Origin of the sequence: Promicromonospora sp. Populi (genome assembly GCF_041081105.1) — a bacterium.
Lineage (GTDB): Bacteria > Actinomycetota > Actinomycetes > Actinomycetales > Cellulomonadaceae > Promicromonospora.
In genome coordinates this window covers 3,097,918-3,114,066 of the sequence record NZ_CP163528.1, presented here as the reverse complement: position 1 = coordinate 3,114,066, position 16,149 = coordinate 3,097,918, and the positions used below count along the sequence as shown (strand labels likewise).

Sequence of the window (16,149 nt, the reverse complement as noted above, 5' to 3'; positions counted from 1 at the left end):
GACATTCCGCTGACCACGGGAAAGGTCACGTGAATCGGCTCATCTCGCCGGTGCCGGCCACCAGGCGCGGACCGTGCCCAGCTTCCTGAGCTCGGCGGGGCGTCCGCCGCCGAACCCGCCCCCGCCGAACCCGCCGCCGATGCGTGCCGAGGTGGCGCGCCGGTTGCGGGAGCGGACGAGATGCGGGTCGAGCAGGATCCCGCCGAGCATCATGCCGCCGGTGATCGGCCCGTTCGCGTCGGAGGCCTCCGACTCGGCAGAGCCGGCCGCCACGACGGCGTCGGCATCCTCGCGGGCGAGCCGCGCGGCCTCCTGCACGAGCGTGCTCGCGTGCTGGGCCTCTCCGAGCGCCGCGGCCGGGCTGGTCGGCTGGAGCGAGCGGGCGGCGTCGGCCAGCCGGACCGCCTCCGCGAGCCGCGTGCGCGCCGTCGAGCCCACTGCCCCGCGGCGCGTGGCGACGAAGTCGGCAGTCTGGCGCAGCTGCGCGTCGACCCGGCGGAGGGTGTCGCGTAGCAGCGCGGACGCTCGGGCCGCTACCTCGGTGGTGTCCCGGGTGCCGGCCAGGGCGGCGTCGAGCGCGGCCTCTGCCGCGGCGATGCGCTGCAGCCCGGCGAGCGGGTCGCCGCCGTCGCGCGTCACCTCGACGTGCTTGAGCGAGGCCTGGGCGGCGGTCCGCGCGAGGGTGACCCGGAAGTCGCCCTCGACCGCCCGCGCGAAGGTCACGTTCTGGGTGAGCGACGCAATCGACCTGTCGAGCCGGCTGGTGGCCTCCTCCAAATGGACGGCGGCGGCGTCGACGGCGTCGAGCAGCATGACCGCCTGCCCGAGGGCGTTCTGCGCGCCGCGGGCGTGCGCGACCGCCACTGCCTTCTGCCCGGCCTCCAGGGCCGACCGCCCGGCGGCGACCGCCTCCTTCGCGTTGGCGAGCAGCAGCTCGGCCTGCTCCGGGTTGCCCGACACCATCGCCAGCGTGTCCGCCGGGTACATCTTCGCGATCTGCCCCAGCGTGGTGCGGGCGAGGCGCACCCGGCTGGTGACCTCGGGCCCGCGGGTGCGCACGTCGGCCAGCAGCTCGGGTGCGCGCTGCTGCAGGCGGCGCAGGTCGTCGAAGGCACGGGTGCGGGCGTCCAGCGTGTCCGCGGCGTTCTCGCACAGCGCGACCACCCGGACCAGGCGCGCCCGCCGGTCGGAGTCCTCGGGCTCGGTGTCCAGCTCCTGCCGGATCGCGAACGCCTGCCGGACGTCGTCGGCGGCGTGCGCCAGGATCAGCTCGAAGTCCCGGGTCGCGTCGGCGCCCAGCTCCGCGCGAGCGAAGCCGAGCTCCTGATCGCAGGTCTTCAGCGCGTCGTCGATACCGACGAGGGCGGCGGCCGCCCGCTCGTCGAGCTCGGTGAGAGACAGGCCGGCGAGCAGGTCGGACTGTCCCCCGCCGGAGGCGGGGAGACTGTCCGCGTGCCGCCCCAGGTGCGGCAGCCCGCGTGACGAGAAGCGCGCCGACAGGCGCGCCAGCAGGCGCGGGACGGCGAAGCGCCACAGGGCATACCCGACCGCGCCGAGCACCAGCACCGCGGCCAGGATGATGCCTGCCACCAGCAGCGGGCTGGTCGCGCCCGCGGTGGCCCGGCGGACGGTGTCGGCGGCGTCGATCGCGGCGGGGGTCCACTGCTCGTCCTCGACCGCGGAGGCCACGACGTTGTTGATCCGGCCGATATCACCGGACGTGAGCTGGACGTTGGTGTCCGCCGACAGGCCGAACTCGTGGTCGACGGTGGCGACGGCGAGGAGCAGGTCGTCGGTGCCGAGCCCGGACCGGTTGGCGCTCGCGTTGGCCCAGTCCACGGGTTCGGTGCCGTCGAAGCTCTCGATGTAGACGACGAACATGCGCAGGTCCGACTCGTCGGCGAGCCGGTCGACGGCGTCCCGCACCTCCTGGCGCTCGGCGTCGCTGAGCACACCCGCGCCGTCGGTCACGGAGTCGGTGAGGGTGATCGGCGGCGAGGCCGGCAGCACGTCAGACATGAGCTCTGCCTGCGTGGCCGCGGACAGGCGCGGCGACACGGACGGCATCGGCTCCGTCGGCGGGGACGACTCCGTCGCGTTGGCGGCCTGGGAGGTGGCCGCGAGTACAACTCCGACGAGGCCTGCGAAGGCCACGACGACCCAACCCCCGGAAGCCCGGGGGGCGGGATGATGTGGATGCTCGCGTCTTTCTGGGGACTCGATCACGCCCTGATCGTCACCCCGGGTTCAAGACACCGCAATCCGAGACGGTGGCGCCACGGACCTGCAACGAATCCTCAGGAAAGCGCTCGGCGTGAAGCACATTTTCATACCCTGACCAGGTGCGATGTCAGGGGGCCGGGGAATCGGCCGGCGACCCGTCCAGATCCTCGGCGTCCAGGATCCGGTACGCGTACCCCTGCTCGGCCAGGAACCGCTGGCGGTGGGCCGCGAAGTCCTGGTCCACGGTGTCCCGCGCGACCACCGCGTAGAAGTGCGCGGTGCGGCCGTCCGCCTTGGGCCGCATGATGCGGCCGAGGCGCTGCGCCTCCTCCTGCCGCGACCCGAAGGACCCCGACACCTGGATCGCCACCGACGCCTCCGGCAGGTCCACCGAGTAGTTGGCGACCTTGCTCACCACGAGGCGCGAGATCTCGCCCTCACGGAACGCGCCGAACAGCCGCTGCCGCTCCTTGTTCGTGGTCGCCCCGGTGATGATCGGCGCACCGAGGTGCTCGGCCAGCTCCTCGAGCTGGTCGAGGTACTGCCCGATGACGAGCACCTGGTCGTCCGGGTGGCGCGCCACTATCTGCTCCACCACCTTCTTCTTGCCCGACGCCGATGCGGCGAGCCGGTACTTGTCCTCCAGCTCGGCCGTCGCGTACGTCATGCGCTCGCTCTCCGGGAGCGTGAGCCGGACCTCGACGCAGTCGGCGGGCGCGATGTAGCCCTGCGCCTCGATGTCCTTCCACGGCGCGTCGAACCGCTTGGGCCCGATCAGGCTGAACACCTCGTCCTCGCGGCCGTCCTCCCGCACCAGCGTGGCGGTCAGGCCGAGCCGGCGTCGGGCCTGGAGGTCCGCCGTCATCCGGAAGACCGGGGCCGGGAGCAGGTGCACCTCGTCGTACAGGACGAGGCCCCAGTCGCGGGCGTCGAGCAGCTCGAGGTGCGTGTAGACGCCCTTCCGCTTGGTGGTGAGCACCTGGTAGGTCGCGATCGTGACCGGCTTGATCTCCTTGCGGGCGCCGGAGTACTCGCCGATCTCGTCCTCGGTGAGGCTCGTGCGGCGCACCAGCTCGTCGCGCCACTGGCGCGCGCTGACGGTGTTGGTGACCAGGATGAGCGTCGTCGTGCCCGACTTCGCCATCGCGCCGGCGCCCACGATCGTCTTGCCGGCGCCGCAGGGCAGCACCACGACGCCTGAGCCGCCGTGCCAGAAACCGTCCACGGCCTGCGCCTGGTACGGCCGCAACTCCCAGGTGGCCGCCTGCTCGTTCGGGGTGCGCGGCTCGGTGGTGTGGTTCAGCTCGATCGGGTGCTTCTCGCCGTCGACGTAGCCTGCGAGGTCCTCGGCCGGCCAGCCGAGCTTGAGCAGGACCTGCTTGAGGTGGCCGCGCTCGGAGGGGTGCACCAGGACCGTGGACTCGTCCAGCCGCTCGCCGACCAGGCCCGCGGTGCGCCGCGACTTCAGCACCTCCGCAAGGACCGCCCGGTCGGTGGTGCGCAGCACGAGGCCGTGCGCCGGGTCCTGTACAAGCTGGAGGCGCCCGTAGCGAGCCATCGTCTCGGCGACGTCGACCAGCAGCGCGTGCGGCACCGGGTAGCGGCTGAACTCCAGCAGCGTGCTCACCACCTGCTCCGCGTCGTGGCCGGCCGCGCGCGCGTTCCACAGGCCCAGCGCCGTGAGGCGGTAGGTGTGCACGTGCTCGGGCGCACGCTCCAGCTCGGCGAACGGCGCGATCGAGCGGCGCGCCAGCTCGGCGCTCGGGTGGTCAACCTCCAGCAGGAGCGTCTTGTCGCTCTGCACGATTAACGGGCCGTCGGGCATGGAGACTCCCTCAAGTTCTGCTCTTAGGTCCTGCGCTGCGGCTTATTTCGTGGATGACGTCGGCAGGACCGACGCGATGCGGTGGACGGCGATCGTCAGCTCGGCCTCTCGGTCCGGGTCGAGCGCGCGGAGCCTGCCGCCGTCGAGGTTCAGGGGCTTCAGCTCGCGGCGCTCCAGCCGGCCGGTGTGTCCGGCCACCTCGACGATCACGGTGGAGCCGTCGCGGAGCGCGTCGCGCAGAAGTGCCAACCCGTCAGCGGGGTGCTGTGTTCCCGCGTCGTCGTCCGGGGCGGCGCCGTTCGTCGATGGCGGAGCGGTTGGTGCGGCCGGAGCAGCCGGTGCCGCAGGCGTCAGCGCTGCCGGCGGAGCCGTCAGCGGAGAGCCCGGCCGCGGCGTCGGCTCGGCAGGCGACTGCCTGCCCACCACGCGATAGCCGCGCAGCGGGATGCCGTCGCTCGCCGTCACGGACCGCGCCACCTCGGCGGCGTCCGCGCGGGCGCGAGCACCCGCGCGGGCCGCGACCTCGACGGCACGCAGGTCGGCGACCAGCGCCTCAGGATCGGGGGCACGCGTGGCGACGTCGGACCCGGCACCCATCCGGATGGCCGCCGCCGAGCGGGGGGCGGGCATGGCCCGGCCCGTCACACCCCGGCGGATGACGAGCACCCGGCCGTCCGGCCCTTCGAGGGCCGAGACCAGGCCGCGGTTGCGGAGCGCCTCGTGCAGGGTGGCCGCCGGGACGGACGCCGCGAGCACGGTCGGCGCGAGCCGCACCAGGTTCATGCCGACGAGCGTCGGGTCGTGCTCCAGGCCGGCGAGCACCGTGGCGTCGGCGGCACGCAGGTACGACGACGCCGAGCCCACCCGTACCGCACCGTGCCGTCGCGCGGTGTCCCGGACCAGGTACTCCAGGGGCTGCGGGACGGGTACGGGGGACCGGTGGGACAGCTCGTCGAGCAGGCCGTCGGCGGTCTCGCCCTGGTCGAGCGCCCGGGTGACCGACGCGGGGCTGAACCGCACGGTCGTCGCCGCACCTCGCGACTCGATGTCCGTCACCCGCTCCAGCAGCCGCGCGAGCTCGCGCGACGGGCGGCCCGGGACGATCCCCGTGAGGTCGCCCTGGAGCAGGATCTCGTCCACCTCGTGCGGGAGGACGGCGCGCAGCGCCTCGGCCAGCCGGATGCCCGGCGACGAGTCCAGCACGTAGCGGCCCGGCGTGGAGAGTGCCCCGGCGCCGGTCACGCCCAGCCACTCCGCCTCGGCCAGCAGACCCTCGACCGCGCTCGCGGGCGGCACGGAGCGGGGCGTGTGCCAGGTCAGTACCTCGACCAGCGCGGCGGGCGTCGGCGCCAGCACGCTGTCACCGGCCGGCTCGCTCGTCAGCACCCCCAGCACGCCGTCGCGCAGGCGCGGCACCCACGGCCGCTGCAGGTCCGGGGACAGCGGGGCCCGGAGCGCACCCTTGTCGTCGCGCGAGCCCACGAGCCACGGCGCGCGGCGGGAGGTCAGCCAGGCCTCGACGAGCCGCGCCCAGCGGGTCGCGTCGTCCAGGTCGTCCCAGCCGGTCACGGTCGGCACGTACGACGGCGGCGCGTCGCCGTCGTCCCGCACCAGACCCGCCAGCGCGGCGATCTCGATCACGAAGGCCGCCGCGCGCTCGTCGGTCTCGAGCTGGGAGGCGACCCTGCGCAGGTCGCGCACGCCCAGGCCGCCCGCCCGCAGGACCGACGGCGGGCTGTCGTCCCAGGACTGGCGGAGCAGGCGCACCCGCCGGACCAGCTCGAGCGCGGCGCTCGCGGCCTCGGCGTCGGCGGTAGCGGTCTGCACCGCGGTGCCCTGCGGCCGGGGCGGCCGGGTGCTGGGCGCGCGGTGGGTGTGCCCGGCGCGGAGGGCCAGCCCGACCAGCCGCGGCAGCACCACGTGCCGGGCGTCCGACCGGATCAGCAGATGCTGCGTGACCAGCCAGTTCACGGCGTCGCGCGGCCGGGTACCCGCGGCGGGCACAACGCCGACCGGGGGACCCCAGGTGAGCGCGTCCAGGATCGCGCGGACTCCCGGGGGCGCGCCGGTGAGGAGCGCGTCCAGGGCGGCGACGGTCGCGGACCGGTCCGCGACGGAGCCGGATTCCGAGCCGGAGCCGAGCGTGTGCCCGACCGCGTCGGACAGCCCGGCCGGGACGGGTTCGACGTGCGGCCCCAACCCCGCGGGGTTGGGGCCGAGCAGCTCGTCCAGCCCGGGCACCGTGCGCAGGTCGAGGGGCGCGGCCGGCGCGGCTCCCGGGTCGAGCGGGGCAGCCTCCTCGACGTCGGATGCGGTGCCGGCGTCCCAGAGCAGCGCCTGCTCGACTGCCTGCTGCACTGCGGCCTCGACCCGGGGCCGGTCCTCCGCCGAGCCACCCAGCGCCCAGGTGACCACGGTGGTGCTGAGCGGTCCGGGAAGCGGCGACCCCGCGGCGTCGGGCCGCGGGGAGAAGACCGGCTCAAGGGCGAGCACCGCCTCCAGGACCTGCAGGGTCAGTGCGTCTGCGCGCGCCAGGGCGCGTTCGAGCGAGGTGCGGCTGGAGGCACGGGCCGCCAGCGAGCGGAGCGTCGAGGGAGAGGGGGCGGCTAGATCAGGACGGGCGCGCAGGAGCGCGGCGAGCGCGGAGTCCGAGCGCTGCCGGAGGTCGTCGGCGAAGTGCCGCGTGGCCGCCGCCGGCGCTGCGGGGAGCGAGGAGGCCATCCTGACGATGTTACGCGGGTTTCCTGGGCCGGAGATCAGCGGGTCCACGCCGCGGCCGCCGTCAGCCCTGCGCGGTGCGGCGGCAGACCTCCTCCCACGGCGTCGGGATGATGCCAAAGCGGGCGCGGGCCGCGGCGTCGTCCAGGACGTACGGCCGCTCCCACTGGTAGATGATCTCGCGCATCTCCCGCATGAAGGGGACAGCCAGGGCGACTGCCGCCAGCCCGGCGCCACGCAGGGAGGAGATCCTCACGGGCGGCCTGCCCACGGAGGCGAGCACGTCCGTCAGGGCCTGCGCCTGCGTGACCGGGGCGTTGCTCGGGACGTGCCAGACCCGGCCGTGGGCGCCCGGGTCCTCAGCGGCGGCAACCAGCGTGCGGGCGCCGTCCGCGACGTCGGTGAAGGTGTGGGGCAGGTCCGTGCGGCCCATCATCGTCACGCGCTTGCCCTGGAGCGCTGCTGGGACCAGGCGGGAGATGTGCCCGTTGCCTCCGACGCCCAGGCCCATGTAGTCGGAGCCGCGGATCTCGACGGCGCGGATGCGCCCGGCGTCGTGCGCAGCGCGGGCCTCGGCCCACATCTTGGCGCGCAGGATGCCCTTGTGGTCCGTGGCGGCGTCGGGCCGACCCTCGGAGATGGGGCCGTCGACCGGGCCGTAGGGGTACAGGGTGCCGGTGATCGCGTAGACGGCGCCGGACCGTTCGGCCGCCGACAGCAGCGACGCGGCGAGCGGCGGCCAGACGCGCTCCCACTGGGTGTAGTCGGTCGGGTTGGCGCAGTTGTAGAGGTAGTCGGTGCCGTCGGCGGCGCGGGCCAGGGCATCGGCGTCGGAGGCGTCGAGTGCGAGGTGCTGGACGCCGTCGATCCCGGTGCTGCGGCCCGAGCGGCTCACGACGGTGACCTGGGAACCCCGGTCGGCGAGGAGAGCGGCGACGTGGCGGCCGATGGGTCCGGCGCCGACGATGAGGTGGTTGTCCGACATGATCAATGCTCCATTCCGAGAGCGGTGCTCTCTGTGTGCACTGAGCGTGACACATCCCGGTGCCCGGATGCAAGAGCGGTGCTCTCATTTGTGTGCGGTGATCCGGTATGGCAGCCTGAGGAGCATGAGTCCGGCCCGCACCGCCCGCGCCCTGGCCCGGGAGACCATCACCCGCGAGATCATCGACTCGGCCCGCGCCCGGCTGACCGTCGACGGCGCCGCCGCACTGTCGCTGCGCGCCGTCGCGCGCGACGTCGAGATGGTCTCCTCGGCGGTCTACCGGTACTTCCCCAGCCGGGATGCCCTGCTCACCGCCCTGCTGATCGAGGCGTACGACGAGCTCGGCGCAGCCGTGGAGGCCGCGGAGGCCGCCGTCGCCGACCGCACCGATCACGCCGCCCGCTGGCTCGCCACCTTCCGCGCCGCGCGGACCTGGTGCGTGGCGCACCCGGGCGAGTTCGGGCTCCTGTACGGCACGCCGGTCCCCGGGTACGCCGCGCCCCGGGACACCGTCACGCCCGCGACCCGGGTGGTGCGTGTCATCGTGCGGATCGTGGGTGACGCGTACGCGGCGGGGGCACGGCCGGCTGCCGCGCCGTCGTCCGAGAACGCGCCCGGGACCGTGGCGTCCGCGCTCGTGTTCATCAAGGAGCACGGGCTGATGCGGGAGTCCGACCTGTCCGACGAGGCCCTGCCCGAGACCGTCCGGCGCACCCTGATGGCCTGGACCACGCTCTTCGGCACCATCTCGTTCGAGCTGTTCGGGCACCTGGTCGGATCCGTCGACGATCCTGACGCCTGGTTCGACGACGTGGCGCGGCGGCTCGGCGCGGACCTGGGGATAGTCGGGGCCTCGGGATAGCGGGGTAAACCCGGCGATCGAGCCCCGATGGCCCGGCCCCGGGCGAAGGCGCGCGGGCGAAGAGTGTCAATGCATGCGACGCGGTGGGCTTCCGCCCGGTAACCTGGTACTTCCTGCCCAGGTGGCGCGCTCAGTTCGCAGCAGCCAGGGCAGTCACGAGCAGTTTCCGCGAGCAGTAACGACAAGCACAGAAGAAGGTCGCAGTGCCCACCGGCAAGGTCAAGTGGTTCGACACCGACAAAGGCTTCGGGTTCATCGCCAACGAGGACGGAGGCGAAGTGTTCCTGCACGCCTCCGCCCTGCCCGACGGCGTAGTGCCCAAGCCGGGCGCTCGGGTGGACTTCGGCGTGGCCGACGGCCGCCGTGGTCCGCAGGCGCTGGCGGTCAAGGTGCTCGACGCCGCGCCGTCGGTCGCCAAGGCGAAGCGCAAGGATGCCGAGGACATGGCAGTGATCGTCGGCGATCTCGCGCAGCTGCTGGAGCACGCGGCAAATGATCTGCGCAAGAAGCGTTATCCGAAGAACACGGAGATGCTTGCCAAGATGCTGCGCAAGGTCGCAGACGACTTCGACGCCTGAATCCCCCCACGAGGTCATGAGGAACATGGTCACGACCATCGCGCCCGCCGCCCTAACGTCCATCCGGCGGGTCATCGCACGCTCCAGCCGCGACGCCGTGCTGAACGGCGCCGCCGAGCTGGCGCGCGCCGCCGCCCAGGAGGTGGCCGAGCGACCGGAAGACGTCGGGGAGCACCTCGGCACCCTCTTCGAGGACGAGCGGGTGGTCTCGCACCGCTTCGCCGCGGCCATGCGGGGCTACCGCGGCTGGCACTGGACGGTCACGGTGACGCGCGTGCCGCGCGGCCGGACCGCCACGATCAGCGAGGTCGAGCTGCTGCCGGGCGACGAGGCGATCCTCGCCCCCGCCTGGCTGCCGTGGTCCGAGCGGCTGCGCCCGGGCGACGTCGGCGTCGGAGACGTGCTGCCGTTCCGCGCCGACGACCCGCGGCTCGAGCCCGGCTACACCGCCACGGGTGACCTGGACGTCGACGAGGTGGCGATCGACGAGCTCGCGCTCGCCCGCACCCGCGTCCTGTCCCCGCAGGGCCGGGCCGAGGCCGCCGAGCGGTGGTACCGCGGATCGGGGGGCCCCACGACCACCGGGTCCGTCGCGGCCGCCGCTGAGTGCATGACGTGCGCGTTCCTCATCCCGCTGTCCGGCTCGATGGGCCAGCTCTTCGGGGTGTGCGCCAACGAGTGGTCGCCCGACGACGGCAAGGTGGTCTCGCTTGACCACGGCTGCGGCGCCCACTCGGAGACCGATGTCGAGGAGCACCCGACCGACTGGCCGGCGCTGGCGCCGCTGATCGACGAGCACGAGGTGGAGACCTTCCTCGACGCCGACGGTGGGCTTGTCGGTAGCGAGTCTGGCGGCGGCAAGTCTGGCGGCCGCGAGGGCGAAACCTCGGCGTGACCGACGACCCCTTCGGCACGGGCGCGCTGCGGCGCGCGGTGACCGAGGCGTGGCTCGCCTCGCCGACTCGCTTCCGCGAGGACGCGAACTCCGAGGAGGACCACGCGCGCGGCTACTACCGCGACCGGGTAGTGGTCGAGCTCGCGCAGAACGCGGCCGACGCCGCGGCCCGGGCCGGGGTTCCGGGGCGGGTCACATTCCGGTTGGAACGGCTGGAGCTGGGCGGGGCGGGGTCCGACGGCGGAGTCGACGTTCGCCGTGAGGTCGGCTGGCGCCTGGTTGCCGGCAACACCGGCGCACCGCTCGACGCCGACGGCGTCGCGTCGCTGGCGTCGCTGCGGGCCTCTGCCAAGGTCGGGGAGGTGGGCGGCGTCGACGGGTCCCCGGGGTCTCCCGACGTGGTGGGCCGGTTCGGGGTCGGCTTCGCCGCCGTCCGGTCGGTGTCGGACGAGATCGTGGTCCGCTCGCGTGACGGTGGAGTGCGGTTCTCGCTGGCCGCGACCCGGGCGGAGCTCGGGCTAGGACCGGGTGACGCCGAGATCGGTCCTTTGGTGGAGGCTCACCGTGACTTCGGTCCCTTGCTCCGAGATCGGTCCGACGATGGACCGATCTCGGCGCAACCGACCGAAGTCGGGTCGGCCGGCGGGCAACCGACCGAAGTCGGCGGCGCGGTTTCAGAGCAGGCCGCTCGGCTCGCGGCATCGGTCGGGGGTCGCGGCGACGCGCTTCCCGTGCTCCGGTTGCCGTTCCCCGCGCCCGCGACCTCGCCCGCCGAGCCGGACACCGTGGTCGAGCTTGTGCTGCGTGACGCCGATGCCGTGGTCGCGGTGCGCGCCCAGCTCGCCGCTCTCGACGACGCCCTCCTGCTGGCTCTCCCGGCCCTCGACGAAGTGGTGATCGAGGACGACTTCGCAGGTCAGCCGGGTTCTGAACCTGATGGCGCAGCGCCGCCCGTGACCTCGCGCGTGCTGCGCGACGTCGGCTCGCGGTGGCGCGTGCGCCGGGCGTCCGGGGCGCTGGAGCCGGACGACTCGCTGCCGACCGAGGCACGACGCCCGGACTGGTCGGTGCTCTGGGCGCTACCAACCGCAGGCAGCGCCAGAGCCGGGGCCTCCGTGCTGCACGCCCCGACGCCCACCGACGTGCGCCTCACGTTCCCGGCGCTGCTCATCGCATCGTTCCCGGTCGACCCCGGACGGCGGGGCGTGCTCCCGGGGCCGACGTCGGACCGGGTGGCCGCAGAGGCCGGCCGCGCCTACGCCGCGCTGCTGGGCGACCTCAGCGCCCAGCCCCGCGACGTCCTCGGCCTGGTGCCGACCGGGCTCCCGGCGGGCGAGGTCGATGCCGCGATCCGCCAGTCCGCCGCCGACGCGCTGCGGGACACACCGCTCCTGCAGCCGAGCGCAGCGGGCGAGGTGCTACGGGTCGCGCCACAGGACGCGGCCTTCCTCGCCGGGCTCCTCGGCGAGGACTCGGGGCTGGTCCGGGCGCTGGCCGCGGGCGCCCCCGCCACCCTGGTCGCTGTCCCGGTGCGGCACCAGGCCCTGGTGCGCTCGCTGGGCGCCGAGCCGGTCGACCTCGCGGACCTGGTCGAGGCTCTCCCGCCCGAACCCGACGTGATCCGCACGGCCCTCGAAGCCCTCGCGCCGCACGCCGGGGAGGCGGCGGTGGTGGAGGCCATCGCCGGGGCGCCGCTCCCGCTCGCCGACGGCCGCGTGACCCGCGGCGCCCGCGGGACCGTGCTGCTCGACGCCCCGCATCTCGCCGGGATCGCCCGCGCGCTCGGCGTGCGGGTGGTCCATCCGGGCGCCGCGCACCCGGTGCTGGAACGAGCCGGCGCCGCGCCCACCACCCCGCGCGGGCTGCTCGCCGACCCCGCGGTCCGGTCGACGGCGCTCGCCGCGGCGGAGGATCTGCTCGATGATCGCGATGCCGCCCACCTCGGGTCGGTCCTGTCGGCCCGGCCCTCGTCGGGGTCGGGATCGCGCGCCGAGCCGTTCTACCAGGACCCGACACCGGAAGACCCTGCCGACCCCGCGGAGCCGGTCGACCCAGCCGAGCCGGTCGACCCCGCCGAGACCGTAGCCGCCGTGCTCGAGCTGGTGCACCTCGCCGTCGCCGAGTCCGGCCCACGCGACCTCCCGTTCTGGCTGGGTGAGCTGCCGGTCGTGGCGGACGGCGACGTCGTCCCGCTGCGCGAGGCGGCCCTGCCCGGCACCTGGGCGGCACAGCACCTCGACCTGCCGCTGGTGCACGCCGCCGTCGTCGGACGATGGGGCGATGACGCCCTGACCGCCGCAGGGGCCCGTGCCGACCTGGGCGTCTACCGCGTCGTCGAGGTCGTAGCAGCGGACGACGACGTCGACGTCGAATACGGGCCGGACGACCCCGCCGGCTGGCTCGCCGACTGGGACGAGTACCTCGAACACCTCGCCGACGAGCTCGGACCGGGTGCCTGGGTCGGTGACGTCGAGGCGGTGCCGGACCTCGACGCGCTCCGGGACACGGCAGGTGCCGCCCGGCCGGGTCCGCTCGCCGCGGCGCTGAGGCGCATCTCCACCGACCCCGAACTGCGCCGGGCGCTGCTGACCCCCGTACGCTCGCCGGACGCTCCGGGGCGCGAGGCGGCGTCGTACGCGGCGTGGTTCCTGCGCCGTCGGCTCGGCGCGCCGTTCGCTCTTGGTGACGCGCCGCTGCTGCCACCCGCTCCGGCCGAGACCGCGGGGCTGAGTGAGGACCTCCTGATCGCGCTCGGAGGCCTCCACAACCTGGCTGACCTGCCCAGACACGATTGGCAGACGGTCCTGGACGAGCTGCCCGAGGTGGGCGCGCGGCTGTCCGTAGACGTCGCCCGCGCCGTCTGGACGGGCCTGGCCGCGCTGGCCCGCGCTGACGACAGCGGGCCGCTCACCCCGCCGCGCCTGCCTGCGACCGGGCCCGTGGGCATCACCGTGGAGCGCACCGACGACCTCGCGATCGCCGACTCGCCTCGATGGGCTCAGCTCGGCCCGGTGATCCCTGCCCCGGCCGACGTCGCGGAGGCGCTCGCCGCCCTGCTGGACCTCCCGTACGAGGGCGGCGGCGACGTCGGCCCCGACGAGCCGGGGGAGCCTGCCGAGCTCGACCCGCGGGTCCACGCCCTCGCACCGGGCGCCCCGGCGGCGTGGCGTCGCCACGACACGCTGACGGTCGACGGCGCACGCGTGGCGTGGTGGGTGTCGGAGGCGTCGGCCGATACCGGAGGCCCCGGTGTGCCGCACGCTGCCTCGCCCGAGGGCCTCGCGCGGGCTCTTGCCGAGCTCACCGGGGCGGACGCCCTCCTCCTGGAGGCAGCGCTGCGCGATCCGGAGCGCGCGGAGGAGCTGGCCGCGGAACGCGCCTGGTACTGACCGGAATCAGGTACTGACAGGTAGCGGGGCGCGCGGTCAGCGCTGGCGGCGCGCCCAGAGCAGGCCGAGTCCGCCGAGCACGATGCCCGTGCCGCAGATCGCCACCGCCCCGACGCTGCCTCGCCCGACCAGGAGGAGGACCAGCGCGGCGATCAGGCCGACCCCGAACAGGCCGATGCCCGCGCCGAAGACGCGGAAGAGGTCGGAGTGCAGGGCAGGCGGGCTGGGCCGGCGCTTGTCAGGGTGGGCCAGCAGGGAGCGGATCGTTGGCACCCGGCCAGTCTACGGTGCCTACCTCGCCGGAGGCCTGCCTCGCCGGGCCGGCCAACGGGCCGCGGGCGAGGACCGCCAGAGCGTCCCGGCGGTGTGCTGCCGAGCCACCGGCGGGACCGCTTCCGCCGGCAGCAGCTGCGCGATCTGCCGGGCGGGGGACGCGACCCTGCGGTGGACGTACGGGTAGAGCGCCCGGAGCCGGTCGAGCTCGGCGCGGGTACCGGCGTCGTCGTGCTCGGGGAGGGAGTCGAGGGCTGCCCAGGTGTCGTCGGCCAGCCCACGCAGCGGGGCGGGAACGGGTACGTCGTCCCAGGTGACGTCTGCCTCGGGCGGCGCCGAGCCGATCAGCGCGTCCACCCGGTCCACGGCGGCCAGGTTGTCCGGGTCGATCATCGGCAGGTCGAGCGCGGCCGCGGCGTCGAACACCGGTCCTTCCCAGTCGTGGAGCAGGTCGTGGTGGCGCACGAAGGCCCGCGGCGCTGCCCGGGTCGCGAGCTCGGTCCCGAGCATCAGGTTGATCCAGCCCGCCACCCGGTCCACCGGCTCCGTGCCGTCGGCCGGGTCTTCGGCCGTGCCGTCGCCCACGCGGTCGGCTACCGCCTCGGCCGGCGGGCGCAGCACGGTGATGGACGACGCCGCAGCCCCTACGCCCGTGGCCGCCTCCTGCCAGTACTCGAGGAACCAGAGCAGCCGCGGGTCCTTGATGACGAGGGTTTCGTGCTCCGCGGTCTGCTCGGCGAGCCACGGCCGAATCTCGGCGAGCGCGTTCCCCTCGGCGCCGGCCCGGTCGACGAGGTGCCAGGCGATGGGGCGAGCGTCCGTCGCCTCGACCCCGGCCGACCGCAGCAGCGCGGTGTGCAGGTCCACCACCCACTGCGGCTCGGAGGAACGGGCCTCGGACGAACGCGCCTCGGAGGTGTGATCGGGGCGCGAGCCGGGGGCCGCGACCTCCGGACCCGGGACGTGCAGCCCGAACTCGCGCAGCGCACCGATGAGCGTGCCCGAGCCGCTGCAGTCGGGGCCGGTGACGTAGACGACGCGCGTCGGGGCCGTCATCGAGGGCCGGCCGTCAGGATCGCCGGCGCTCGGAGAACTTGCGGGGCAACCACTTCGCTGAGGCGCGTCTTCGGATGAATCGGCTCCCATTTAGCCGCATAACCCAGCCGACCCGGATAAATGCTCCGAATACGGGCACCGCGGATTGCCGTTTCGTTTCCAGACATTCCGGAAACGCCCGGATCTGTGCCGAAGCCGCTGACGAGCGGCGTGGCGCCACCGCGACGGAGGCCGTCAAGAAGGCCGAGACATCGGTCGTTCCAGGACGTGCCGCTCGTGCTTGTTCCGGACATTGGGAAACCTCAGCTGGTCGGCCTGAAAAAGGGTCGCGGGTGCCTTGCAAAAATATGCGATGAATGGTCCGCGTGCGACCCGAATCGTCCGTTCGCCAGATCGGACGCTCTGGGGTATTCCGTACTGTCGTGATCGCCGGTATTGTCCGGACTCGTGTCTCCAGCACGCAGTACGACGTCGTCCGCGGTCCAGCCGGTGCACGCCCCGCGCAGGGCCCTCGCCCGTGCTGCCCTGACGGTGGTGGTCCTCGCGTGTCTCACGGCCTGCGCCGGCGTCCTCGACCCGAGCGCCGAGCCGATGCCCGCGCCCGGGATCGCTCCCGGCGTCGTGAGCCAGGCGGTGGCCGCGGAGGTGGCCCCGTCACCGCAGCCCAGCTCGGTCGGCGCCATCCACGGGGAGCACACCCTGGAGGCCGCGGCGGTGGAGGTGCAGGCGGCGCCCGGCGATTCGGCGTCGCGCAGCGAGGAGCGTGAGCCGCGCCCCGGAGCGAGCGACGGCACCGACCCGGGCGGCGATGGTTCCGGCGGCGACACCGGAGCCGATGCCGGCGGCGGCACGGGCGGCGGCGACACCACCGAGCCCGACCTCACCGAGGCCGTGCAGTACGCCGCGGCCCTGGAGGACGCGGTCAACGGACACCGCACGGCGAACGGGCTGCCGGCCCTGGTCCACGACACCTGCGCGTACGACGTGGCGCTCGACCGGGCGGAGGCGCTGATCGGCCAGGAGCTGGCGCACGCGCCGCTCGAGCCGATCTTCGAGGCCTGCCCCACCACGACTGTCGCGGAGAACCTGGCCAAGGGCGCGTGGACCCCGGCGGAGGCCGCGCAGGGCTGGATGGAGTCCGAGGGGCACCGTGCCAACATCCTGAACGGCAGCCTGACGCGCGGCGCCGTCGCCTGCGTGCCGGACGGCGGAAGCCCCGCCGCTCCGGTCATGATCTGCGCCCACGTCTTCCTGGGCTAGGGCCACGGCCGCGGCCGTGCGCGACGAGGAACTCCCCAGACCCTCCCCGGTACGCGGCCAACCTGATGTCTGGCGCCCGTTATGG

Annotated in this window: 11 protein-coding genes; 5 read left to right on the top strand and 6 right to left on the bottom strand. The window is 74.3% G+C overall.

The genetic code is table 11. The features are described from left to right. Positions 1-39: 39 nt before the first annotated feature. From AB1046_RS14035 to AB1046_RS14020, 4 genes are all read right to left on the bottom strand, one after another. The gene (locus tag AB1046_RS14035; RefSeq protein WP_369369925.1) at positions 40-2,154 is read right to left on the bottom strand and encodes a TPM domain-containing protein; all 2,115 of its coding nucleotides are present in this window, start codon (positions 2,152-2,154) and stop codon (positions 40-42) included. A 196-nt stretch (positions 2,155-2,350) separates the two neighbouring features. Beyond that, positions 2,351-4,048, bottom strand: coding sequence for a DNA repair helicase XPB (locus AB1046_RS14030; RefSeq protein ID WP_369369923.1), 1,698 nt, complete (start codon positions 4,046-4,048; stop codon positions 2,351-2,353). A gap of 42 nt (positions 4,049-4,090) precedes the next feature. Beyond that, positions 4,091-6,769: a helicase-associated domain-containing protein gene (locus AB1046_RS14025; RefSeq protein ID WP_369369922.1), complete on the bottom strand. Its 2,679-nt coding sequence runs from the start codon at positions 6,767-6,769 to the stop codon at positions 4,091-4,093. Positions 6,770-6,830: 61 nt separating this feature from the next. Further along, positions 6,831-7,751, bottom strand: coding sequence for an NAD-dependent epimerase/dehydratase family protein (locus AB1046_RS14020; RefSeq protein ID WP_369369920.1), 921 nt, complete (start codon positions 7,749-7,751; stop codon positions 6,831-6,833). 124 nt (positions 7,752-7,875) lie between these two features. On the opposite strand from AB1046_RS14020, the gene AB1046_RS14015 reads away from it, so the two are divergent. The 4 genes from AB1046_RS14015 to AB1046_RS14000 all read left to right on the top strand — a co-directional run bounded on the left by AB1046_RS14015 (position 7,876) and on the right by AB1046_RS14000 (position 13,475). Further along, positions 7,876-8,613: a TetR/AcrR family transcriptional regulator gene (locus AB1046_RS14015; RefSeq protein WP_369369919.1), complete on the top strand. Its 738-nt coding sequence runs from the start codon at positions 7,876-7,878 to the stop codon at positions 8,611-8,613. Between the two features lie 203 nt (positions 8,614-8,816). Beyond that, complete coding sequence (locus tag AB1046_RS14010) at positions 8,817-9,191, top strand: cold-shock protein (protein ID WP_369369918.1); 375 nt, start codon at positions 8,817-8,819, stop codon at positions 9,189-9,191. Between the two features lie 25 nt (positions 9,192-9,216). Further along, positions 9,217-10,086 (top strand): DUF3027 domain-containing protein, encoded by an 870-nt coding sequence (locus AB1046_RS14005; RefSeq protein WP_369369917.1) that lies wholly within the window; start codon positions 9,217-9,219, stop codon positions 10,084-10,086. Beyond that, the gene (locus AB1046_RS14000) at positions 10,083-13,475 is read left to right on the top strand and encodes a sacsin N-terminal ATP-binding-like domain-containing protein (RefSeq protein WP_369369916.1); all 3,393 of its coding nucleotides are present in this window, start codon (positions 10,083-10,085) and stop codon (positions 13,473-13,475) included. Before AB1046_RS14005 ends, AB1046_RS14000 begins: the two co-directional genes overlap by 4 nt. Before the next feature lie 36 nt (positions 13,476-13,511). Here the strand turns inward: AB1046_RS14000 and AB1046_RS13995 are convergent, their stop codons facing one another. Continuing rightward, entirely contained in the window at positions 13,512-13,748 is a 237-nt protein-coding gene (locus AB1046_RS13995; protein ID WP_369369915.1) for a DUF2530 domain-containing protein, read from the bottom strand. An 18-nt stretch (positions 13,749-13,766) separates the two neighbouring features. Next, a complete protein-coding gene (locus AB1046_RS13990) occupies positions 13,767-14,804 on the bottom strand; it encodes a hypothetical protein (RefSeq protein ID WP_369369913.1) in 1,038 nt (345 codons plus the stop codon). Positions 14,805-15,251: 447 nt separating this feature from the next. Here AB1046_RS13990 and AB1046_RS13985 point away from each other — a divergent pair, with 447 nt between their 5' ends. After that, entirely contained in the window at positions 15,252-16,064 is an 813-nt protein-coding gene (locus AB1046_RS13985) for a CAP domain-containing protein (protein WP_369369912.1), read from the top strand. The last annotated feature ends 85 nt before the right edge of the window (positions 16,065-16,149 follow it).